The organism is Streptomyces sp. NPDC104106, assembly GCF_055584345.1.
Genome location: NZ_JBVJMF010000006.1, coordinates 109,495 through 131,084 on the forward strand (window position 1 = coordinate 109,495; position 21,590 = coordinate 131,084).

Consider the following 21,590-nt stretch of genomic DNA (forward strand, 5'->3'; position numbering starts at 1 on the left):
AGGAGAACCACCATGTCCGAACCCACCGGCCCGCTCTGCCCGCGCTGCGCCTGCGAGCGGCTCGCGCACGTCCACTCCTCGCCCGTCCCCGGTGTCTGGGAGGTGCTGCGGTGCGCCCGGTGCCTGTACATGTGGCGCACCAGCGAACCCGCACGGCGCAGTCGGCGCGAGGCCTATCCCGAGGGCTTCCGGCTGACCGAGGAGGATCTCGCGCGCGCCGACGAGGTCCCGGCCGTACCCCCGCTGCGCGGCGCGGCCTGAACGGGTTCACGGTCCGTACACCCGGCGGCCGGGCGGAAGTTGACGGACCGTCGGCCGCCCGACACCCCGCCCAGCCGGATTCGGCCGTGGACGCTGTGACGGGCGGGGCCGCGGGCTTATGGTGAGCCGTCACCTGCGGCCGCCCTGAGGGGGATCGATGTTGCTCGGGACCAGATTCGTCCGTCACGCCGCCGGTTGCGCGGCAGCCCTTCTGCTCAGCGCCGGACTCACCACCACGGCATCCGCCGACAGCCCCGCGACCGACCCCGACCCGGTCGCCGAACAGCTCGACGCCTACTGGACCCCGGCACGCATGGCCGCCGCCCTGCCCGCCGACGTCCTCAAGGGCGCCGAGGACGGCACGGCGGCACCCGCCGTGTCCCCCGCGGTCGACGGGCCCCGGCCGGGCGAGTACATCCCGCCGAGCCGGAGCTTCGACGGCATCCCACAGGCCGGCACCTTCTTCTGGACCGACGCCACCGGGACCGGCCGCACCTGCAGCGGCTCCGTCGTCCGCAGTCCCGGGCACGACCTCGTGCTGAGCGCCGGCCACTGTCTGAAGGGGTACGCCGGCACCTCCCCGAAGCGGCACCTGGCCTTCGTCCCGCAGTACCACGACGGCCAGAAGCCCTTCGGGATCTTCCCGGTGCGGACCAGCGGTGTCTACGTGTCCCAGGAGTACTACGACCTGGGCGAAGACGCGGGCGCGGAGTACGACTTCGCCTTCGCGCTCACCGGGCCCAACGAGGACGGGACCCCGCTGCAGGACGCGGTCGGCGGGGTACGGCTGCTCACCGGCACCGGCTACTACCACGCCCCGGTACGCATGATCGGCTACCCGGCGGGGGCGGAGAAGCCGCTGGAGTGCCTGAGCTGGACCACCCGGTGGGAGAGCGACGACCCGGCCGACCCGGGCACGTTCCCCCGCATCGCCTGCGCCGGCTTCGTGGGCGGCACCAGCGGCGGCCCCCTGCTCGTGCCGTGGCCGGGCGGCTGGGCCGTCGTCGGCGTGATCGGTGGCTACCACACGGGCGGCAACACCCCCCAGGTCTCCTACAGCGCCTACTTCGGGACCGCCACCCGGGCCCTGTACGACGCGGCGGTCAGCGGCGGGACGCCGGCCGGACCTCGTCCCGCGACCGGCTGACCGACTGGCGGACTGGCCGACTGACCGGGCCGTCGGCTCGCCGGGCCTTCCCCGGGACACGGGGTGTACGGCAACCGACGCCCCGGGAAACGGCGCTCACCCGAATACCGCCATAAATCGGCCATCGTGGCACGATAGTGATGAACGTCACCCTGTCAACGGGGGTGTGTGCATCATGGCCGTGCCAGAGGCGACATCCGGTCCGACGACCCACAGACCCGGACTGCGGCGCGAAATCGGTTTCGTCGGGCTGATCTGGGCCTCGGAGGGGTCGATCATCGGATCGGGATGGCTGTTCGGCGCCCAGGGAGCGCTGGCCGCGGCCGGGCCGGCGGCGATCATCTCCTGGGCCATCGGCGGCGTCGCGATCCTGATCCTGGCACTGGTCCACGCGGAGCTGGGCGGTATGTACCCGGTGTCGGGGGGCACCGCCCGCTTCCCCCACTACGCGTTCGGCGGCGCCGCCGGTGCCTCCTTCGGCTGGTTCTCCTGGCTGCAGGCGGCCACGGTGGCGCCGATCGAGGTGCTGGCGATGATCACGTACGCCCAGCACTACTCCTGGGCGAGCGGCTGGGAGAAGGTCGAGGGCGGCCAGCACGTGCTGACCTCGCCCGGTATCGCCGTCGCAGTGGGGCTGATGGCCGTCATCACGGCGATCAACTTCCTCAGCATCCGGCTGCTGGCCCGCACCAACAGCGCGGCGACCTGGTGGAAGGTCGGCATCCCGCTGCTGACGATCCTGGTGTTCGCCGTGGTCCAGTTCCACACCGCCAACTTCACGGCTGCCGACGGCTTCGACCCGTACGGCGCCAAGGGCATCCTGTCCGCCGTCTCCAGCAGCGGCATCATCTTCGCGCTGCTGGGCTTCGAGCAGGCCGACCAGCTCGCCGGCGAGAGCGCCAACCCCAAGCGGGACATCCCGCGCGCGGTGATCGGGTCGATGGTCCTCGGCATCCTCATCTACATCCTGCTCCAGGTCGTCTTCCTCGCCGCGCTGCCCGCCTCCCAGATCGGCAGCCACTGGGCGACCTCCGCGTTCACCGCGCTGAGCGGGCCCTTCGCCCAGGTCGCCACGCTCATCAGCCTCGCGTGGCTGGCCACGGTCCTGTATCTGGACGCCGTGATCTCCCCCGCCGGCACCGGCCTGATCTACATCACCGGCTCCTCGCGGGTCTCCTACGGGCTGAGCCGCAACGGCTACGTGCCGTCGGCCTTCGAGGCCACCACGCGGCGCGGTGTCCCCTGGGTCGGCCTGATCACCGCGTTCGCGATCGGCTGCGTCTGCTTCCTGCCGTTCCCCAGCTGGCGCTCCCTCGTCGGGCTCATCACCAGCGCGAGCGTGCTCATGTACGCCGGTGCGCCGCTGTCCTTCGGGGTGTTCCGCAGCCGGCTGCCGGAGGCCCACCGGCCCTACCGGCTGCCCGGCGGCGGGTGGATGTCGCCGCTCGCCTTCATCGTCGCCAACCTGCTGATCCTGTGGTCGGGCTGGGCCACCGACTGGAAGCTGGGTGCCGCCATCCTCCTCGGCTACGTCATCCTTGTCGCCAACCGCGTGTTCAGGATGAACCCCATCACGCCCCAGCTGGACCTGCGCGCCGCCCAGTGGCTGCCGGCCTACCTGGTCGGCATGGGCCTCATCGTCTACCTCAGCGACTTCGGGCCGCTCAAGCACCCCTGGTTCCCGCTGTGGTGGGACATGGGCGTCACCGCCGCCTTCAGTCTCGCCATCTACTACTGGGCGATGGCGGTGGCCCTGCCCGCCCCGCAGATCCAGACAATGATCGACAAGGTCGTGGTCCCGGAGGAGGAAGAGGTCCTCTGACCGCCACGGGTCGCCCCGCCCGGAACTTCTGCGCCGCCGAGCCGTTGCAGTCCCAGATCCGCAAGCGCCTCCCCTTCGCCGTGGCCCCGCTCGGCGCGTCCGGACACCGCCCCGACCGAGGATTCACCAACGACCCGTCCCCCTGCCGCACCCACGCCTGACCGCCCACACCATCGCAAAGTAGGCCGGTGATCGTGCCCTGCGGGGCGTTGGGTACCTCAGGGCGCCGCCCCACCAGGTCGACAGCGGACCCGACTGCGCGTCGCCGGCCCTTGAGCGGGTACCGGGTTCGCCCGTCGTTCTTCAGCACTCCGGTGACGAAGGTGCTGCCGTTGCCGGTGTCGGCCGGGGTGCGCTCGGCGTGGCGAGATCCCTACGCCGTACCCCTTGTGTCCGCCGGCGGTGACGGCGATCCCGGCGGCGTCCGGGCCCCGGTCCGCGCCCGTCCCGGAGGCGCCCACCGGGCCCGGGGTGAGGTCGTCGTGACGTGAGGTGTGGTCGTAGATCGTCGTGATGGGGCACGTGGTGCCGGCGCAGAGCCTGTCCTGCTGTACCGCGTCGGCGTAACCACCGGCGACAGCAGGCCGATGTCGGCGCCCTCGGAGGCCCGCTGCGGAAAGTACGGTCGCTCCTCGACGGCGTCAACAATTGTTGCCTTTCGCCTTGGAAAAGGGTCCGGCCTTGGGCCAACCTGTGTTCCCGGCACGTCATGTGACGTCCCGTCGGGCCGGTTTGGCCGGTATCGGCGGGTGTACGGCTGGTTCTCCCTCGCACGTCCTTGACAGCAGGGGCGGGAGGGGCCAGCTTTCGGGACAACGTTGTCGAAGGGACACCGGTCACGATGACACGATCCACACGACTCAGAGGACGCGGCAGAACCCGCCTGTTCCCGGCCCGGGTTCTGCCGCCGTTGCGACTCCCGTCCGCACTGGCCGTCTGCGCCCTGGTGGTGGGCGTCGCCTCCGCCCCGGCCCACGCCGCCACCGGAACGGCCCGGCTGGTCGCCGACCCCACCTCCCTCGTGAATCCCTTCATCGGGACGTCGAACGCCGCGGACGACTTCCCCGGCGCCGACACCCCGTTCGGGATGGTCCAGTGGAGCCCCGACACCCCGCACAAGCCGGACGGCGGCGGCTACGAGTACAACGACTCGGCCATCACCGGCTTCGGCCTGACCCACATCGCCGGACCGGGCTGCCGGGCCGGCGGCGACATCCCGGTCCTGCCCACGCTCGGCACGGTGGACACACGCGCCACGGACAGCTTCTCGCACGCCCACGAGTCCGCCTCCCCGGGCGCGTACACGGTGTCGCTGGACAACGGCGTCACGACCGAGCTGACCGCGACCGCCCGCAGCGGCATGGCCCGCTTCACCTTCCCGGCCACCCGCCAGGCCAACCTCCTGTTCAAACTGACGAACAGCCAGAACGGCGACAGCGCGGCCCAGTTCCACGTGGTCAACAGCACGGAGGTGCGCGGCAGCGTCACCAGCGGCAACTTCTGCGGCGAGGGCAACTCCTACACCGTCTACTTCGACATGGTCTTCGACCAGCCCTTCAAGCACAGCGGCACCGCGCTCACCGCCGCCACCCCCACCACCCCGCGGACCGACGTCTCCCCCAGCACCCCCGAGGCGCCGAACAAGCCCGTGCTGCACGGTGCCGTACCTGGTGCGGCCCGCCCCTCCGCGACCGCCAGGGGCAGCGGATCCGACGGCTACGTCACGTTCGACACCACCGGCCGGCGCACCGTCCAGGCCAAGGTCGGCATCTCGTACGTGTCGGCCGCCGGCGCGGTGGGCAACCGTACGGCGGAGAACCCCGGCTGGAACTTCGCCGCGGTGCGCGGCGCGGCGCACGACTCCTGGAAGTCGCTCCTCGGCCGGGTCCGGATCGCGGGCGGAACGGCAGCCCAGCAGGCCGTTTTCTACACGGCGCTGTACCACGCGCTGCTGCACCCGAACATCATCAGCGACACCGACCGCCGCTACCCCGGCTTCGACGGCAAGCCGCACACCGTCGGCAAGGGGCACGCCGCCGCCTACGCCAACTACTCGGGCTGGGACATCTACCGCTCACAGGCCCAGCTCGAAGCGCTGATCGCCCCGAAGGCCGCCTCCGACACAGCCCAGTCCATGGTCGACGACTACCGCCAGACCGGGCTGTTCCCCAAGTGGTCGGAGAACAACGGCGAGACGTATGTGATGGTCGGCGACCCCGCCGACGAGATCATCGCCGACTACTACGCCTTCGGCGCCAGGAACTTCGACACCGCCACCGCGCTCAAGGGCCTGATCGCCGAGGCCACCGTCGCCAACAACAACCGTCCCGGCCTCACCTACCTCGAACAGATCGGCCGACTGCCCACCAACGGCAGGTACGGCTGCTGCAACTTCTACGGGCCGGCCTCGACCACGCTGGAGTACGACTCGGCGGACTTCGCGCTGTCCGCCTTCGCCGGCGCCCTCGGCCACACCGCCGACCAGCGCCGGTTCGCCGACCGGGCCCAGGACTGGCAGAACCTGTTCCGTTACGGCAGCGGCTTCATCCAGCCGCGCGACGCCTCGGGCACCTGGACCTCGGGTTTCTCGCCGACCTCGGGCAAGAACTTCGTCGAGGGCGACTCCTGGCAGTACACGCCGATGGTGCCCTTCAACGTGCACGGGCTGGCCACGGCCATGGGCGGTGACACGGCCCTGGCGAACTTCCTGGACCAGGACCTGTCCTCGCTGACCGGCGCGGGCGGCTACACCAACCTGGGCAACGAGCCCAGCCTCAACATCCCCTGGGAGTACGACTACATCGGCCGGCCGTACAAGACCCAGGCGGTCGTCCGCAAGATCCAGGACCAGATCTGGACCGACAGTCCGTCCGGGCTGGCCGGCAACGACGACCTCGGCGAGATGAGCTCGTGGTACGTGTGGTCCGCGCTGGGCATGTACCCGGAGACCCCGGGCACCGCCGATCTGGCGCTCGGCAGCCCGCTGTTCACCCAGGCGGTGATCACCCTGCCGTCCGGCCACACCCTCACGGTCAACGGCGACGGCGCCGCGGACGACGCCCCGTACGTGCAGTCGGCGACGTGGAACGGCACGGCGTGGGACACGGCGCACGCGCCCGACGGCGCCCTCACCTCCGGCGGCACCCTCACCTATGTGCTCGGCACCTCCGCCGACACCTCCTGGGCGTCGGACGCCGCCGCGGCCCCGCGCTCCTACCCGGGCTCGCCCGCCTACACCGACGTGGGGACGTCCGCCGACACGGCCGCCGGCTCCGCGAACTTCGACGGCGCGGGCTTCAGCTACTCGGCGCGGGCCCTGGCCGCCCAGGGCGTCACCCCGGGGGCGAGCGTGACCGCGAACGGAGTGTCGTTCACCTGGCCGAAGGCGGCGGCCGGCGCGGCGGACAACTACGTGGCGAACGGGCAGACGGTGCGGGTCTCCGGGTCCGGCGGCATCTCGTTCCTGGGCGCGGCCAACAACGGCCCGGCCTCCGGCACCGCGACCGTCACCTACACGGACGGCACCACCCAGTCGGTACCCCTCGCCTTCTCCGACTGGACGCTCGGCGCGGGCAGCGCCTCGCCGCTCGCGGACAACACCGTCGCGGTGACCACGCCGTACCGCAACCAGGCCGGCACGTCGTCCGACAGCACCACGACGTACGTGTTCGCCACCAAGCCGGTGCCGCTGGCGCCGGGCAAGACGGTCAGCGGCGTGCGCCTGCCGTCCGACGTCGCCTCCGGCGGCCTGCACGTGTTCGCGATCGGCTTCGGCACCGGCGGCTGACGGCCGTTCACGGAACATGCCGCTGAGTGGAGCAATCCCCGGGATCAGCGGGGCCGGCCCGCCAGGCTGGACGGCTGTCGAGGTCGTGTGACAGGAGTCCGGGGTGCGAAGACCACGTAGGCCGAACCGTCCGGTGTGCCGTCCCGCCGCAGGGGCGGCACACCACGGGTGCGGGACCGGCGCGCCGGCGTCCGTGCCCGGGGGCGACGGGTGAGCCGGCGCCGCGGTGGACAGGGGCCGGAGGACACCGCCGGCCCGCGCACGGCCCTTCCGGCTCCCCCGGCGTGGCTGCGCTGGCTGCCGGTCCTGTACGTCGCGGCCGTCCTGGTGCTGGAGCCGCTCACCCCGGTGCAGTGGCCGGTGAGCTTCGTGCTGATCGCGGTGCCGCTGGTGGCCGCCTTCGCCCACGGGCCCGCCGTCGTCGCCGCGTCCACGGTGTTCGCCGTGCTCTTCGAGGGGATCCTGGCCGGCACCCCGTGCTGCGCGGGCCGCGCCACGGGCTACCTGTGGGAGCGGCACTACGTCGCGTCCTATATCTGTACGGCCCTGGTGGGCGCCCTCGGCACGATCCTGGCCGCCCATCGCATCCGGCGCGAGCGCACGCTCGCCGACGTGCGGTTCGTGGCCGAGATCGCGCAGCGGGTCCTGCTGCGGCCGGTGCCGCACCGGATCGGGCACCTCCAGTTGCAGAGCCTGTATCTCTCCGCCGCCGCGGAGGCCCGGATCGGCGGGGACCTCTTCGAGGCCATGCCCACCGCGTTCGGGGTCCGGCTGCTCATCGGCGACGTGCGCGGCAAGGGCCTGCTCGCGGTGGAGACCGCCGCCGCCCTGCTCGGCGCGTTCCGTGAGGCGGCGTACGAGGAGCCCGATCTGGCCACGCTCGCCACCCGGCTGGAGACGAGCATGAGCCGCCGGGCGGCCCAGCTGGGCGGCAGCGAGACGGGCGAGCGGTTCGTCACGGCGGTCTTCGCCGAGGTGCCGGCCGGCTGCGGGCTGGTCCGCATCGTCAACTGCGGCCATCCGCCGCCGCTGTGCCTGCGCGCCGGCGAGGTGCGCGAGCTGGACAGCGGGCGGTCGGCTCCGCCGCTCAACCTGGGCATGCTGGTCCCGGACCCGTACCACGTCGACGTCCATCCGTTCCGGCCCGGTGACCAGCTGCTGCTGTACACGGACGGCGTCACGGAGATGCGGGACGCGTCCGGCGCCTTCTACCCCCTGGCCGAGCGCGTCCGCTCCTGGGGTCCGCTGCCGCCGGGTGAGCTGCTCGCCCGCCTGCATGACGACCTGCTCGCGTTCAGCCCGCACGGCCTGCAGGACGACACCGCGGCGCTCGCGGTGTGCCGGCTGCCCGACGAGCCGTCCGCGCCGCCGCCTGCCGGGTAGGGGTCAGAAGCCCGTGTGCGCGAACCAGTCGTCGAGGACCGCGGTCCGGCCCGAGACCGCGTAGCCGGACTCCTGGTACGAGCGCCGCCCGTAGAGGAGCAGCAGCAGGTCCGTCGCCGAAGCGCGCACGGCCGCCGTCGCCTCGTCGTCGCCGCGCGGCACCAGCCGGAAGCCGTCCGGGTCCAGGCGCACCCGCCACTCCTCACCGGTGCCGGTGCTCGCGAAGGCGAGGGTCTCGCCCGTGCCGCGCAGCTCGGTCACGCCGGGGGCGAAGACGCCGGCGTAGGGCAGGTTGACGAGGAACTCGTCCACGCCGTCCGCCGCGAGGGCCGGCTCGATGTCCGGCACGGGAACCGGCTCGGTGTCCGTCGCCACCGCGAGGGCGTGCTCCGCGTCCACCCGGTGCACCAGCGTCTCGAAGAGCATCCGGCGGGCCCAGAACCGGGCGTGCTGGTCCGCGCCCCAGGCCCACATCGCCGCCTCGGGGTCGGTGTCCCGCAGGACGGCGGCGACAGCGGGTTCTCCGGCCGCCACCCAGCCGGGCCAGTCCCGCTGGTCCTGCGGCAGTCCCAGTTCGAGATCGCGGCTGCGCGGTGGCTCCTGCACCCGCTGGGTCAGCAGCGAGGCGAACCAGCGCTGCAGCGCGCCCACGTGCCGGGTGAGGTCGGCGAGGGTCCAGCCGGGGCAGGCGGGCACGGGCCCCGCGGGGTCGGCCTTCCCGACCGACGCGGCGAAGCGGAGGGTCTCGCGGGCGATGGCCTCGCGGTAGGTGTCGTACGGCAGGGGGTGTCCCTGCCCGTTGGTCGCTGCCATCGGCTGCCGCCGTTCTGTGTTCGGTGCGGATGATCGGTCGGCGTCAGTCTGGCGGCTGGAGTCCGCTCGAAGGCAAATCGGCGCCCGGCGGGATCTCCTGCTCCGCCCAGATGACCTTGCCCTGGTCCGTGTGCCGGGCGCCCCAGCGCAGGGCGAGCTGGGCGACGAGGAAGAGTCCGCGGCCGCCCTCGTCGGTGCTGCGGGCGTGCCGCAGCCGGGGCGCGGTGCTGCTGGCGTCGGAGACCTCGCAGGTGAGGCGGGCATCGCGCAGGAGCCGGAGGCGGATGGGGGGCGCGGCGTAGCGGATGGCGTTGGTGACGAGTTCGCTCACCACGAGTTCGGTCGTCATGACCAGCTCCTCCAGGCCCCAGTCCAGCATCTGGCGGGTGGCCCGGGCGCGCAGGTCGCCGACGGCGGCCGGGTCGGGGGGTACCTCCCAGGAGACGACCTGGCCGGGGCCGAGGGCGCGGGTGCGGGTGAGCAGGAGGGCGATGTCGTCGGGCTGGGGTACGGGCACAAGCTGCTGCACGGCGGACGTGCACAGCGCGTCCAGGTCCTCCTCGGCGTGGGCGAGGACCTGGCCGAGCAGGTCCATGCCCCGCTCCACGTCGTGGTCGGGGCCCTCGATCAGGCCGTCGGTGTAGAGGCCGAGCAGGCTGTTCTCGGCCAGTTCGATCTCGGTGGCCTCGAACGACATGCCGCCCAGTCCGAGCGGGGGTCCGGCGGGGATCCCCGGGAAGTAGGCCGTGCCGTCCGGCGTGACGACGACGGGCGGCGGGTGCCCGGCCCGGGCCATCGCGCAGCGCCGGGTGGCCGGGTCGTAGACGGCGTACAGGCAGGTCGCGCCGATGAAGGTGGCCGCGGAGCGGGACGCCGTGCCGGCTGCGCTCTCCTCGTCGCTCAGCCGGAGCACCAGGTCGTCGAGATGGGCGAGCAGTTCGTCGGGGGGCATCTCCATCTCGGCGAGGGTCTGGACCGCCGTGCGCAGCCGCCCCATGCTGGCCGCTGCCGTGATGCCGTGGCCCACCACGTCGCCGACGACGAGGCCGACGCGCGCGCCGGAGAGCGGGATGACGTCGAACCAGTCGCCGCCGACGCCGCCGCTCGGGTCCGCCGGGAGGTAGGAGGAGGCCACGTCCAGGGCGGTGCCGCCGGTCAGCGCTGGCGGCAGCAGGCTGCGCTGGAGCGTGACGGCCGCGGTGTGCTCCCGGGTGTAGCGCCGGGCGTTGTCGACACACACCGCCGCGCGGGCGACCAGCTCCCGGGCGACCAGGGCGTCGTCGGGGCCGAAGGAGACCGGGTTCAGCGTCCGGACGAAGGTGGTGAGGCCGAGGACGGTGTTCCGGGCGCGCATCGGCGCGGCGATGAGCGAGTGCGCGCCGTACTTCCGGATCCGCTCGGTCCGCCGGGGCTCCTGGGTGGCCCAGCTCTCGTCGGCGGGGTCGAGGACGGGGATGAGCAGGGGCTCGCCGTCGATCAGCAGGTTCGCGTCGTGCGGCGGCGGGACGAAGTCGACCGGTTCGCCGACCTGGGCGACGGCCTCGGGGCAGCCCTCGCGCACCGAGCGCATCGCGGCGCGGCACATCACCGGCCGGGCGGGCGCGGGGCCGGCGTCGGGCAGCCAGGCGCCGTGGCCCTCGGTGCTGAGCACGGGTTCCAGCAGGTCGACCACGACGAAGTCGGCGAAGCGGGGCACGGCGAAGTCGGCGAGTTCCTGGGCGGTGCGCACCACGTCGAGGGTGCGGCCGATGCTGGTGCCGGCCTCGTTGACCAGGGTCAGCAGCTGGCGGGCGTGCCAGCGCTCGGTGACGTCCTGGACCATGTAGCAGACGCCGGTGATGGTGCCGTCGGCGTCCACGAGGGGGAAGAACGAGGTCGAGTAGGCGTGCCGGCGATGCGGGTCGGCCCAGCTCCAGCCCTCGTACTCGTAGTCGCTCACCGGCAGTCCCGTGGCGAACACCTTGCGCATCAGCCCCTCCAGGACCTCCGCCTGGATGCCCGGCAGCAGCTCGCTCAGACGCCGGCCGAGCCGCTCCTCACGGGGCACTCCGCCGAGGTGTTCGAGGGTCTCGTTCAGCCAGACGTAGCGCAGCTCCCGGTCCATGACGGCCATGCCGAGCGGCGCGCGGGTGAGGAAGCCGTCGAGGACGGAGCGGCCCATGGCCCACTGCTGGTGCCGTTCCCGCGCGGAGACCAGGAAGCACGCGTCCGTGCCGACGCGGAAGGCGGCGGAGACGCGCAGTTCGGCGTCGAGGGCGCGGCCGTCGCGGTGGCGTACGGAGATCCGCCCGCTCCAGCCCTTGCCGGTGCGGCACCGGTCGACGATGCCGGCGAGCCGGGCGGGGTCCTCGGGCATGGCCAGGAAACGCGCGGCGGGGCGGCCGAGGACCTCGTGCTCCCGGTAGCCGAGCAGTGCCCCGGCGCACCGGGTCCAGCCGACCACGACGCCGTGTTCCGAGATGACCGCGGCCGCGTCGGTGGACGCGTCGAGGAGATCGCCCGGTCCCACGTCCGGGGAGGCGGCGCTGGCCTTTCGCCCTGGTTCCATCAGTTACACCCTTACACCACTATGAGCCTGTTTGTCCGCCAGTGTGCAGGCATCCGGTGGACAGCAGGAGACCTGTGCGTGTAACGGCCGCGGTCCTGCTCACGAGGGGGCGCACCGGCGCTCGCAGCCGGGCGCGGCCGTGGGGCTGCGGCCCGGCGTCAGCGCCCCGGTGGGCCGCAGGACCGCCGCGAAGTGCGCCTCGGTCGCGGCGACGGCGGGGCCGACGTGAACCAGCAGCGCACTGTGCCCCTCGCGGTCCCGCCCTCGCCCGGCCGGCGCGCCGGAGAGCCGCGCCCGGCCGGGAGCCGGTGCGCCGCGTCGTCCCAGAGGGCGCCGAGCAGCGAGTCGGCCTCGACCGGCGGCAGGTGGTGGTGCCGCGCGCACACCCGGCCCTGTGCCGTCCCGGCCGATGGCGTGCCGGCCGCCGCCCGCTGGATCAGGGACCGCCGCTCCCGCGGTCCGTCGAAGACGATCTGGCCGTTGTGGACCCGGCTGAGCACCCGGAGCCGGCCGTCGCGCCACCTTGCCGCATGTTCGCCGGCGCCTGCTCCCGTACGGCGTCGTACGGGACAGCGAGGAACTTCCGTGCCGCTGGCGTCAGTTCGGTCGGCAGGCGGAACTCCCGCCTGCCGTGGAGGGCGGTTGACGCATAGGATGGGCGGGATCTGCAGCACCTGCCCCTCCTCATCACGTAAGGACTGAGGTCCATGGTTCCGGCGTCCCGCAGCGGCCGCCGACGGTACTGAGACGCCCGCACAGCGGCGGCGTTCTGCGGTACCTCTCGTCTCTCCTCGCGGCGGCCCGACGACGCGGTGTGCCCGCACGCCGCCCCGCCTCCCGCGGGGAAGTCCGTCCCGTATGTCCGGCCGCGCCCGGCCTCCTCCGGTCCGCGGCCGCCTTCCGCGCTGGCCGAGGCCTTCGGCGGTGAGTTCCCGCCGTCGCCGCAGGGCGCGGCCCGGCTGCGGCGCACCGAGGAGGGCGGCGGTGCCGTCCGGTTCGTCCGTGCCCCCGGCGGCGGCTGCGCCGGCGGGGCCCTGTGCACGGCGCCCGCCGAGGGCACCGCGGAACTGGCGGGCGTCGGGACCGTCCCCGCCCACCGGGGCCGCGGCGTCGCCGCCGCCGTCACCCACGCCCTGGCCGCGGCCCAACTCGGCCGGGGCGCACGGTCGGTGTGGCTGGAGTACTCCGGCGAGGGCTCGCGCCGCGTGTACGAGCGGGTCGGCTTCCGGCCGGGCGGCACACGGCTGTACGTCTCGCTGGACGCGTGATCCCGGGGGCCGGCGGACCGCGTCAGGGCTGCCGGCCGGACCGGTACAGGTCGCGCAGGAGCGCGATCTCGGCGCCGTGGTGCAGCACCTCCTGATTGACCCACCACACGATGCCGGCGAACGGCTCGTCCGCGTCGCTGCCGTAGGGGTACGCGCAGTACCCCACCGTGTCCAGGGCCGCGTCGTCCGCGGTCAGCAGCACCTGGCGCCAGGCGGCGGCGCCGGCCGCGAAGGCCGCCACGGCGCCGGCGGCGTCCCCGCTGACGGGGTGCTGCTCGCGGGTCGCCGAACGGCTTCCGGTGGTGTGGTCGGCGCGCAGGACCAGCATCTCGGTGAGGTGGCTCAGGCGCCAGGCGAGGGTAGTGACGGGCGGCGGCCAGGGGTGCGGGTACGGCGCGGTGTCCCGGCCCCATGGGCCGCCGCCCGCCAGCAGGGTCGCGCGGGGTCCGGGTCCGTCCGCGCGCCGTCTGACGGTCCGGCAGCCGGGGACGGGTTCCCAGAAGTACTCGTCGTCGGTGAGGGGCTCGACCGTGGTGTCCGTGCCGTCGCCGCTGTCCATGACGGGCCCGGTCAGTCTGCGCAGGAGCCGCTCGCGGGCGAAGTCGAACTGGTCGAGCAGCGGCCGTAGTCGGGGCGGTGGCGTCGTCATGGGCAGGGTTCCTCGGAGAGCGGGCCGGGGACGGCCGGGTCCGGCGGGGTGCCGCGACCGGCCACCCTGGCACACCCGGCTCCCCCCGCGCGCCCGGATTTCCGGGGCCGGCCCCCGCCGAGTCCGGACTCAGCGGCTTCGGCGGAGTCCGGTGCGGTTCGGCAGCGCCCCGAAGGGCTGGGGGAACCGCGCGACCTGCCGCGGCGCACCCGCAGCCCGCCGACGGCATCCCACGGCACTGCCGGCGCAGCGCTCAGCGCCGCCGGGCGTACCGGTCGGTGGCCGCCACCAGCGCCTCCGCCGTCCCCGGCGCCCCGGCGTTGTGCCCTGTGTCGTCCACGATCACCAACTCGCCGCCGGGCCAGGCGTGATGGAGCCGCCAGACGATGCCGAGGAGGTTGCCGAAGTCGAGGCCGCCCTGGACGAGGGTGCCGGGGATGCCCCGGAGCAGGTGCGCGTCACGCAGGACCACACCGTCGCCGCGGCCCTCGCCCTCACCCTCGCCCTCACCGAGGAAGTGGCCGTTGCCCAGTAGTGCGTGACGGTGCGGGCGAAGCCCATGCGGAACACGGGGTCCTCGTAGCGGGCGACCGAGCGCGGCGGGGCGGGGACCATGGCCGTCTCCCAGCCGGTCCAGGCCCGTGCGGCCCGCTCCCGCACCGCGGGGTCGGGGGATTCGAGCAACCGGGAGTAGGCGGCGGGGAGATTGCCGTCGCGCTCCTCGGCGGGCAGCTGAGACAGGAACCGCTCGAAGGCCTCCGGGAAGATCCTGCCGAGCCCCCGCGTGAGGAGTTCCACCTCGGCGTCCGACCCGGTGGCGACGCCGGTCAGGACCAGCTCCGAGACGGCACCGGTGTGTCTGGGCGTAGCGCAGGGCGAGCACCGAGCCGAAGGAGACACCCCGCACCAGCCAGCGGTCGATGCCGAGGTGACGGCGTAGGTCCTCCAGGTCGGTGATGAGATGGGGCGTCGTGTTGACGCTCATGTCGGTGTCGTGACGACTCGCGTGCGGGGTGGAGCGGCCACTGCCGCGCTGCTCGAGCAGGACGATCCGGTACGCGGCCGGGTCGAACAGCCGCCGGTGGTAGGGGGTGCAGCCGGAGCCCGGCCCGCCGTGCAGCACCACGGCGGGCTTGCCCTCGGGATTGCCGCAGGTGCCCGGGAGTTACCCTCGGTGGGCTCTGTCGCGGGAACGCCCCGGAATTGTCCGTGATCGGTAACAGAGGGATCCCGTGATCAACCCGGCCCGTCCTGACAGGTGCACAGAATCTCCACGGCGTGACACGGAAACAGAAAAGGGGCGGACATGGCGCGGCACAGCGGGCGGGGTTGGTACGGCCGGATGATCGCGGCGGCGGTCGGCGTGACCGCGGTCGCCGCCGCCGCCTCGGTGTGGACCGCGCAGGCGGGCCAGTCCAGTGGCCCCGCGGCGGCGCCCGGTGCCGCGGCGCGGCACACCGCCCCGAAGGCGGTCACCGTGTCCCCCGAGATCGCCCACGCGTCGGACGGCGGGGCGCACGCGGTAAACATCACCATCGACGACGGCCCGGACCCGGTGTGGACCCCGCAGGTGCTCGACGTACTGCGCGAGAACGGCGTGAAGGCGACGTTCTGCATGATCGGCCCGCAGGCGCAGGCGCACCCTGATCTGGTCCGCAAGGTGGTGGCCGCCGGGCACCGGCTGTGCGACCACACGGTGTCGCACGACACCACGATGGACAAGAAGTCCGAGAGCTACCAGTCGCAGCAGATCCTGGGCGCCGAGCGGCAGATCACCGAGGCGTCCGGCGGGGTACGGCCGATGTACTACCGGGCCCCGGGCGGCGCCTTCACCCCGTACAGCCGCAACCTCGCGGCCTCGCACGGGATGCGGCCGCTGGGCTGGAACGTCGACTCCAAGGACTTCGAGCGGCCGGGCACCCAGGCCATCGTGGCCACCGTCCGGCGCGAGCTGTCCAACGGGCCGACGATCCTCTTCCACGACGCGGGCGGCGACCGCTCGCAGACGGTGGCCGCGCTGCGCGTCCTGCTGCCGGAGCTGAAGCAGCAGGGCTACTCGTTCGGCTTCCCGGTCCGCTGACCCCGAGCCGTGCGACCGGGCCGCCACGGAAACGGCCTGGTGAACCCCGGGCGAAATCTTGGCCACCGATTTCCGGGTACGGCTGTTCGGGTCCAAGGCGGTGCCTACCATGAGGCCACTGCACACGTCGTCCCGGAAAGGCTCGCCATGCCGTTGCCTCGCCTCGGCACGCGGTCCGTTCGTCTCCGGACGGCGCCCGCCGTGTTCGTCGCCCTGTCCGCGGTCCTCGCGGGCGCGGCCCTGGCGCTGACGCCCGGGGGCGGGCACGGCGGCGGCCGGGCCGGTGGCAAGACGTCCGGGCACACCGTGATCGACGTGTCCCAGAGCCACTGCGGCCAGGGCTGGACCCGGCCCGCGCCCGGGGTGCGCACCTTCGATCTGCACAACTCCTCCGGCGGCGCCGCCGAGGTCTATCTCGAAGATCCCGGCACCCAGGCGGTCTACGGCGAGGTGGAGGGCATCGGTCCCGGTACGACACGGCAGTTGACCGTGCGGCTGGGCAAGGGGGCGTACGCCTTCAAGTGCGTGCCGGACGACGCCGACGCGGTCACCGGGCCGACCGTGCGCATCACCGGTGGGCAGCGCGGTCCGGGCGCGGCCCCGGTCACCCAGCACGACCTGATCCCGGCCGCCCTCGCCTACCAGAAGTGGGTCGGCGGCGGACTCGACGACGTCGTACGGCTGACGACGCGGCTCCAGCGGGACATCGACGGCGGCGACCTCGCCACCGCCCGCTCGGACTGGCTGCCCGCGCACCTGCAGTACGAGCGGCTGGGGGCGGCGTACGACGCGTTCGGGGACGCGGACGCGCGGATCAACGGCACGGACGCGGGCCTGGCCGACGGGGTGCGCGACAAGGACTTCGCCGGGTTCCACCGCATCGAGTACGGGCTGTGGCACGGCGAGTCGGCCGCCGGGCTGCGCGCCCCGGCGGCGGCGCTGGTCAAGGCGGTGACCGGGCTGCGCGACAGCTGGTCGCAGGCCCGGATGGACCCGGCCCAGCTGGGCCTGCGCGCGCACGAGATCCTGGAGAACACCGTGCAGTTCGAGCTGACCGGCCGCACCGACTACGGCAGCGGCAGCAATCTCGCCACCGTCCGAGCCAACCTCGACGGCACCCGCGAGGTGCTGTCCCGGCTGCGCCCGCTGCTCACCACCCGGTACGCCGATCTGCCGGGTCTGGACAAGGAGTTGGACCGCGCCCAGCGCACCCTCGACGGCTTCCGCACGGGCGACGGCCGCTGGACCGCGCTCGACGGGCTGAGCCGCGCCCAGCGCGAGCAGGCCGACTCCGTGCTCGGTGACCTGGTGGAGCGGCTGGCCTCGGTGGCCACCCTGTGCGACCCGCGGAGGACCGTGTGAGCGGCGACGGACGACCCGACGGCCTGGGCAGGCGCGGCTTCCTGCGGGGTGCCGCCCTGGCCGGTGCCGGCCTCGCCACGAGCGCCGCCGCCCCTGCCGTACCGGCCGGCGACGCCCCGGCGGTCGCGCCGTTCCACGGCGTCCACCAGGCCTCGGCGATCGCCGCCCCGCGCCGCACCAGCGTCTTCGCCGCGCTCGACGTGACGGCCGAGTCGCGGGCCGAACTCGCCGACGTCCTGCGCACATTGACCGACCGGGCCCGTTTCCTCACCTCCGGCGGCACCCCGTCCCCGGTCGGCATCACCGGCCCGCCCGCCGACTCGGGCGTCCTCGGCGACCAGGTGCCCGGCGGGCGGCTGGCCGTCACGGTGGGCGTAGGCGCCTCGCTCTTCGACGACCGGTACGGACTGGCGGCGCGAAGGCCCCGGCGGCTGACCGCGATGCCCGCCTTCCCGGACGACGACCTGCGGGCGCAGTGGTGCCACGGCGACCTCAGCCTGCATCTGCACGCCGACGATCCGGACACCACGCTGCACGCGCTGCGCGACATCGCCCGGCACACCCGGGGCGCTCTCCAGGTGCGCTGGCGGATGGACGGTTTCACCAGCCCGCCGCGCCCCTCGGGCACCCCGCGCAATCTGCTGGGCTTCAAGGACGGCACCGCCAACCCGGACGCCACGAGCGCCCGGGAGATGGACCGCCTGATCTGGGTCGGCGCCGGCGCCGGCGAGCCGGACTGGGCGGTCGGCGGCAGCTACCAGGTGGTGCGGCTGATCCGGATGCTGGTGGAGTTCTGGGACCGGGTCTCGCTCGGCGAGCAGGAGCGGATGTTCGGCCGCTCCCGGGCATCCGGGGCCCCGCTGGACGGTGACCATGAGCACGACACACCGAAGTACGCAGACGATCCCAAGGGGGACGTCATCCCGCTGGACGCGCACATACGCCTCGCCAATCCGCGCACGCCCGAGACCGCCGGCCAGCGCCTGCTGCGCCGCGCCTACAACTACGACCGGGGCATGGACGCCAACGGCAACCTCGACATGGGTCTGCTGTTCTGCTGCTACCAGCAGGACCTGAAGCGGCAGTTCGAGACCGTGCAGCACCGGCTGGCGGGCGAGCCGCTGACGGACTACATCAAGCCGTTCGGCGGAGGCTACTTCTATGTGCTGCCCGGTGTACGGGACGCCTCCGACTGGTACGGGCGGGCCCTGCTCAGCTGAGCCCGCCGCGCTCCGCCGGACCGAACCTGTCCGGACAACTTGGCGGCTCCCGGGTCAACACACAGTCAAGTTTTGCCCCAACATCCATGACTCGGTGTTCACTCACAGGCCATCATGGCTCCGCCGTCGCGCCGCGCGACGGGCACAGCATCCGTGCTCGTACGACGCACAGACGTTCTGTCCGGAGGGGTTGACCATCATGGCCAGCAGAGGAAGACGAGCCGCTATGCGGAGCCTGGGGGCGCTCGCGGGCGCCGCCGCGCTCACCGTGCTCGGCAGCAACGCGCCCGGCTGGGCCGCGGCACCCGAGGGGCACGGCGGTCATTCCTCGACCGCCACGCCGATCAAGCACGTGGTCGTGCTGTTCGACGAGAACATCTCGTTCGACCACTACTTCGCGACCTACCCGAAGGCCGCGAACACCGACGGCACCGCGTTCACGGCGTCGAAGAACACCCCCAAGGACATCGACACCCTCGCCCGCGCCGGCCTGCTGAAGCACAACCCGAACCAGTACGCGCCCAAGCGGCTCTCCCCGTCCCAGGCCATGACCTGCGACCAGAACCACTCCTACGGGCCCGAGCAGTACGCGTACAACGGCGGCAAGGCCGACCAGTTCGTGCAGAACACCGAGGTCGACAAGTGCAGCGGCGGCCTGTTCGGCGAGCCGGGCCTGGCGATGGACTACTACGACGGCAACACCGTCACCGCGCTGTGGAACTACGCCCAGCACTACACGCTGAGCGACCGCGCCTACAGCTCGAACTACGGTCCGTCCACGCCCGGCGCGCTGAACCTGATCTCCGGCAACACGCACGGCGCCGTCTCCGTCGACCCCAGGACCGGCAGGCAGACCGCCAAGCCGGACTCGTACGCGGTGCAGTCCCCGGACGCCAAGGGTGTCGGCACGGTCGTCAACGACCCCGACCCGGCCTGGGACGACTGCTCCGGCAAGGACCACACCAGCAGCAACGCGCTGGCGTCGCTGCGGGGGCGGAACATCGGTGACCTGCTCAACGCCAAGAAGGTGACCTGGGGCTGGTTCCAGGGCGGCTTCCGTCCGACGACCGCGTGGAACGGCCAGTCCGGCTCCTACGCCAAGTGCGACACCACGCACACCAACGTGGGCGGCGCCTCCGTGGTCGACTACAGCCCGCACCACAACCCGTTCTCGTACTACGAGTCGACGGCGAACCCGCACCACCTGGCGCCGAAGTCCGTGAACGAGATCGGCCACAACGGGCAGGCGAACCACAACTACGACCTGACCGACTTCTCCGCCGCGCTCAAGGCGGGCAAGCTCCCGGCCGTCAGCTTCCTCAAGGCCGGTGCCTACCAGGACGGCCACGCCGGCTACTCGGACCCGATCGACGAGCAGCACTTCCTGGTCGACGAGATCAACGCGATCCAGAGCTCGCCGCAGTGGAAGTCCACCGCGATCGTGGTCGCCTACGACGACTCCGACGGCTGGTACGACCACGCCTACGTCACTCCGAGGAACGGCTCCACGGACACCTCCGTCGGCTCCAACGGCAAGACCATCGACAGCCCCGCCTGCCAGAAGGGCCCGAAGGCGGCGGGCGGTTACGCCGACCGCTGCGGCCCCGGCACCCGGCAGCCGCTGCTCGTCGTCTCGCCGTACAGCAAGGTGAACAAGGTCGACCACACGCTGACGGACCAGGCGTCCATCACCCGGTTCATCGAGGACAACTGGCACACCGGCCGCATCGGTGACCACTCCTTCGACGCCACGGCGGGCTCGCTGTCCGGCATGTTCGACTTCCGGCACCCGAACGGCAAGCAGGTGCTGCTGAACTCCGACGGTTCCGTCAAGCACGTCGGCCCGATCACGTACGTCGCCCCGGTGGGCACGAGCATCACCCCGGGCCCGGCGATGCAGAACGCGGCCGACACGACCGGCACCTCCGGCTTCCCGGCCCTCCCGGTCGGCCTCGGCGTCGGCGCCCTGCTGGCCGCGGGCGCGACCGGCACGTACCTGACGCTGCGCCGCAAGCAGCGCGCCTGATCCACCACCGCACCGCGACGCGCCCCCGGTCGTCGACCGGGGGCGCGTCGCGTGCACGGCCGGGCGGGAACGGAAGTCGGCTGGCCGCGCAGGCGTTCGTGCTGGTGGGATGGCGCGATGCGGATGTGGCGACAATGTTCGATCAGCGTGGACCGGGGTGCCTACCAGGACGCGGTGACCCCGTGGGAGCAGGAGTCGTGGCGGGCCTCGGCGCTCGGCTGGGTGCAGAAGCGGCTCGCCGAGGCCGGCCTGCGGGTGAGCGGTGATCCCACGGCGCGGCTGCGGCCGTGGTCCGTGCTGGTGCGGGTGCCCGTCGACGGTGGGGGCGCGGTCTGGTTCAAGGCCAATCCGCCGGGCAGCGGGTTCGAGGGCCCGCTGACCGCCGCGCTGGCCCGCTGGGTGCCGGAGCACGTGCTGCGGCCGCTGGCGGTCGACGCCGGGCGCGCCTGGGTGCTGCTGCCCGACGGGGGCGAGCTGTTCCGGACGGCGCTCTCCCGGGAGCCGGTCGCCGCGCGCACCTGGGAGGCGCTGCTGGGGCAGTACGCGCGGATGCAGCGTGCGCTGGTCCCGTACACACCCGAGATCGCGCGGCTGGGGGTGCCCTGCGCCCGGACCCTCGGCCTGCCCGGGTTCTTCGACACGCTGCTGGGCGCGGCCACCGCGCTGGGGGCCGAGGACCGCACCCGGCTGGAGCGGTTGCGGCCCCGCCTCGCGGACGCGTGTGCCGAACTCGCCTCCCTCGGCATCGAGGACACCCTCGACCACGCGGACCTGCACGACGGCCAGCTGTTCCGTGCCGCGCCGGACCGGTTCACCTTCTTCGACTGGGGCGACGCCGCCGTCTCGCACCCCTTCTGCAGCCTGCGCGTTCCCGCCGACAAGGCGCTCGAGCGGTACGGTCCCACGGTCCTGCCGCGGCTGCTCGACGCCTATCTGGAGCCGTGGACGGGGGCCGGCCGGACCCTGGCGGACCTGCGGCGCGGAGCCCGACACGCCTGGCGGCTGGCCGCGTTGAGCCGTGCCGCGGCCTGGGGCCGGGTCTTCCCCGACCCGTCGGGCACGAGCCCGGTCGCCGCACAGAGCGCCGGATCGCTGCTGGGGCTGCTCAACGCACCGCCGTTCTGAGGGCGTCGAGCAGGAGCTGGTCCCGGCGCACCCCTGCTTTCCCGGCGTCCCGGCAGCCGGGCTCACGGCGCCGTCCTCGGCCTCGCCCGCCGGTCGCAC

General features: G+C 73.2%; 14 protein-coding genes and 3 pseudogenes. 11 read left to right on the top strand and 6 right to left on the bottom strand.

Annotation, left to right across the window (positions count from 1 at the left end):
- Positions 1–12: 12 nt before the first annotated feature.
- The 3 genes from ACZ60X_RS16390 to ACZ60X_RS16400 all read left to right on the top strand — a co-directional run bounded on the left by ACZ60X_RS16390 (position 13) and on the right by ACZ60X_RS16400 (position 3,230).
- Positions 13–261, top strand: coding sequence for a non-oxidative hydroxyarylic acid decarboxylases subunit D (locus ACZ60X_RS16390; RefSeq protein ID WP_469598677.1), 249 nt, complete (start codon positions 13–15; stop codon positions 259–261).
- A gap of 157 nt (positions 262–418) precedes the next feature.
- A complete protein-coding gene (locus ACZ60X_RS16395) occupies positions 419–1,408 on the top strand; it encodes a trypsin-like serine peptidase (protein WP_469598680.1) in 990 nt (329 codons plus the stop codon).
- Between the two features lie 175 nt (positions 1,409–1,583).
- On the top strand, positions 1,584–3,230 hold the full coding sequence (locus ACZ60X_RS16400) for an APC family permease (protein ID WP_469598682.1): 1,647 nt from the start codon (positions 1,584–1,586) through the stop codon (positions 3,228–3,230).
- Here the strand turns inward: ACZ60X_RS16400 and ACZ60X_RS16405 are convergent.
- Entirely contained in the window at positions 3,124–3,540 is a 417-nt protein-coding gene (locus tag ACZ60X_RS16405) for a ricin-type beta-trefoil lectin domain protein (protein WP_469598684.1), read from the bottom strand. The genes ACZ60X_RS16400 and ACZ60X_RS16405 overlap by 107 nt on opposite strands.
- Positions 3,449–3,754 (bottom strand): annotated as a pseudogene (locus tag ACZ60X_RS16410) (arabinofuranosidase catalytic domain-containing protein); the annotation flags it as partial. The pseudogene ACZ60X_RS16410 and the gene ACZ60X_RS16405, both read right to left, overlap by 92 nt.
- A gap of 386 nt (positions 3,755–4,140) precedes the next feature.
- Here ACZ60X_RS16410 and ACZ60X_RS16415 point away from each other — a divergent pair.
- The gene (locus ACZ60X_RS16415; protein ID WP_469598686.1) at positions 4,141–7,017 is read left to right on the top strand and encodes a lectin; all 2,877 of its coding nucleotides are present in this window, start codon (positions 4,141–4,143) and stop codon (positions 7,015–7,017) included.
- A gap of 288 nt (positions 7,018–7,305) precedes the next feature.
- Positions 7,306–8,400: a PP2C family protein-serine/threonine phosphatase gene (locus ACZ60X_RS16420; protein ID WP_469599220.1), complete on the top strand. Its 1,095-nt coding sequence runs from the start codon at positions 7,306–7,308 to the stop codon at positions 8,398–8,400.
- Positions 8,401–8,403: 3 nt separating this feature from the next.
- On the opposite strand, the gene ACZ60X_RS16425 is transcribed toward ACZ60X_RS16420, so the two are convergent.
- Positions 8,404–9,213 (bottom strand): maleylpyruvate isomerase family mycothiol-dependent enzyme, encoded by an 810-nt coding sequence (locus ACZ60X_RS16425; protein ID WP_469598689.1) that lies wholly within the window; start codon positions 9,211–9,213, stop codon positions 8,404–8,406.
- Between the two features lie 43 nt (positions 9,214–9,256).
- Entirely contained in the window at positions 9,257–11,761 is a 2,505-nt protein-coding gene (locus ACZ60X_RS16430) for a SpoIIE family protein phosphatase (RefSeq protein WP_469598691.1), read from the bottom strand.
- Between the two features lie 899 nt (positions 11,762–12,660).
- Between ACZ60X_RS16430 and ACZ60X_RS16435 the strand changes: the two are divergent.
- A pseudogene (locus tag ACZ60X_RS16435) lies at positions 12,661–13,029 on the top strand (GNAT family N-acetyltransferase); the annotation flags it as partial.
- 22 nt (positions 13,030–13,051) lie between these two features.
- On the opposite strand, the gene ACZ60X_RS16440 reads toward ACZ60X_RS16435, so the two are convergent.
- Positions 13,052–13,678 carry a DinB family protein gene (locus ACZ60X_RS16440; RefSeq protein WP_469598693.1) on the bottom strand — a complete coding sequence of 209 codons (627 nt, stop codon included), beginning with the start codon at positions 13,676–13,678 and terminating at the stop codon, positions 13,052–13,054.
- 253 nt (positions 13,679–13,931) lie between these two features.
- Positions 13,932–14,834: pseudogene (locus tag ACZ60X_RS16445) on the bottom strand (alpha/beta fold hydrolase); the annotation flags it as partial.
- Between the two features lie 150 nt (positions 14,835–14,984).
- Here ACZ60X_RS16445 and ACZ60X_RS16450 point away from each other — a divergent pair.
- The 5 genes from ACZ60X_RS16450 to ACZ60X_RS16470 all read left to right on the top strand — a co-directional run bounded on the left by ACZ60X_RS16450 (position 14,985) and on the right by ACZ60X_RS16470 (position 21,491).
- A complete protein-coding gene (locus ACZ60X_RS16450) occupies positions 14,985–15,758 on the top strand; it encodes a polysaccharide deacetylase family protein (RefSeq protein WP_469598695.1) in 774 nt (257 codons plus the stop codon).
- A gap of 147 nt (positions 15,759–15,905) precedes the next feature.
- Positions 15,906–17,120 carry an EfeM/EfeO family lipoprotein gene (locus tag ACZ60X_RS16455; protein ID WP_469598697.1) on the top strand — a complete coding sequence of 405 codons (1,215 nt, stop codon included), beginning with the start codon at positions 15,906–15,908 and terminating at the stop codon, positions 17,118–17,120.
- Entirely contained in the window at positions 17,117–18,340 is a 1,224-nt protein-coding gene (gene efeB / locus ACZ60X_RS16460; RefSeq protein WP_469598699.1) for an iron uptake transporter deferrochelatase/peroxidase subunit, read from the top strand. Before ACZ60X_RS16455 ends, efeB begins: the two co-directional genes overlap by 4 nt.
- A gap of 226 nt (positions 18,341–18,566) precedes the next feature.
- Positions 18,567–20,366: a phospholipase C gene (locus ACZ60X_RS16465; RefSeq protein WP_469598701.1), complete on the top strand. Its 1,800-nt coding sequence runs from the start codon at positions 18,567–18,569 to the stop codon at positions 20,364–20,366.
- A 123-nt stretch (positions 20,367–20,489) separates the two neighbouring features.
- Positions 20,490–21,491 carry an aminoglycoside phosphotransferase family protein gene (locus tag ACZ60X_RS16470; protein WP_469599222.1) on the top strand — a complete coding sequence of 334 codons (1,002 nt, stop codon included), beginning with the start codon at positions 20,490–20,492 and terminating at the stop codon, positions 21,489–21,491.
- The last annotated feature ends 99 nt before the right edge of the window (positions 21,492–21,590 follow it).

Coding starts and splice junctions, on each gene's coding strand:
- ACZ60X_RS16390 (WP_469598677.1), top strand. CDS start 13: ATGTCCGAACCCACCGGCCCGCTCTGCCCGCGCTGCGCCTGCGAGCGG.
- ACZ60X_RS16395 (WP_469598680.1), top strand. CDS start 419: ATGTTGCTCGGGACCAGATTCGTCCGTCACGCCGCCGGTTGCGCGGCA.
- ACZ60X_RS16400 (WP_469598682.1), top strand. CDS start 1,584: ATGGCCGTGCCAGAGGCGACATCCGGTCCGACGACCCACAGACCCGGA.
- ACZ60X_RS16425 (WP_469598689.1), bottom strand. CDS start 9,213: ATGGCAGCGACCAACGGGCAGGGACACCCCCTGCCGTACGACACCTAC.
- ACZ60X_RS16430 (WP_469598691.1), bottom strand. CDS start 11,761: ATGGAACCAGGGCGAAAGGCCAGCGCCGCCTCCCCGGACGTGGGACCG.
- ACZ60X_RS16440 (WP_469598693.1), bottom strand. CDS start 13,678: ATGACGACGCCACCGCCCCGACTACGGCCGCTGCTCGACCAGTTCGAC.
- ACZ60X_RS16450 (WP_469598695.1), top strand. CDS start 14,985: ATGGCGCGGCACAGCGGGCGGGGTTGGTACGGCCGGATGATCGCGGCG.
- ACZ60X_RS16455 (WP_469598697.1), top strand. CDS start 15,906: ATGCCGTTGCCTCGCCTCGGCACGCGGTCCGTTCGTCTCCGGACGGCG.
- ACZ60X_RS16465 (WP_469598701.1), top strand. CDS start 18,567: ATGCGGAGCCTGGGGGCGCTCGCGGGCGCCGCCGCGCTCACCGTGCTC.
- ACZ60X_RS16470 (WP_469599222.1), top strand. CDS start 20,490: ATGTGGCGACAATGTTCGATCAGCGTGGACCGGGGTGCCTACCAGGAC.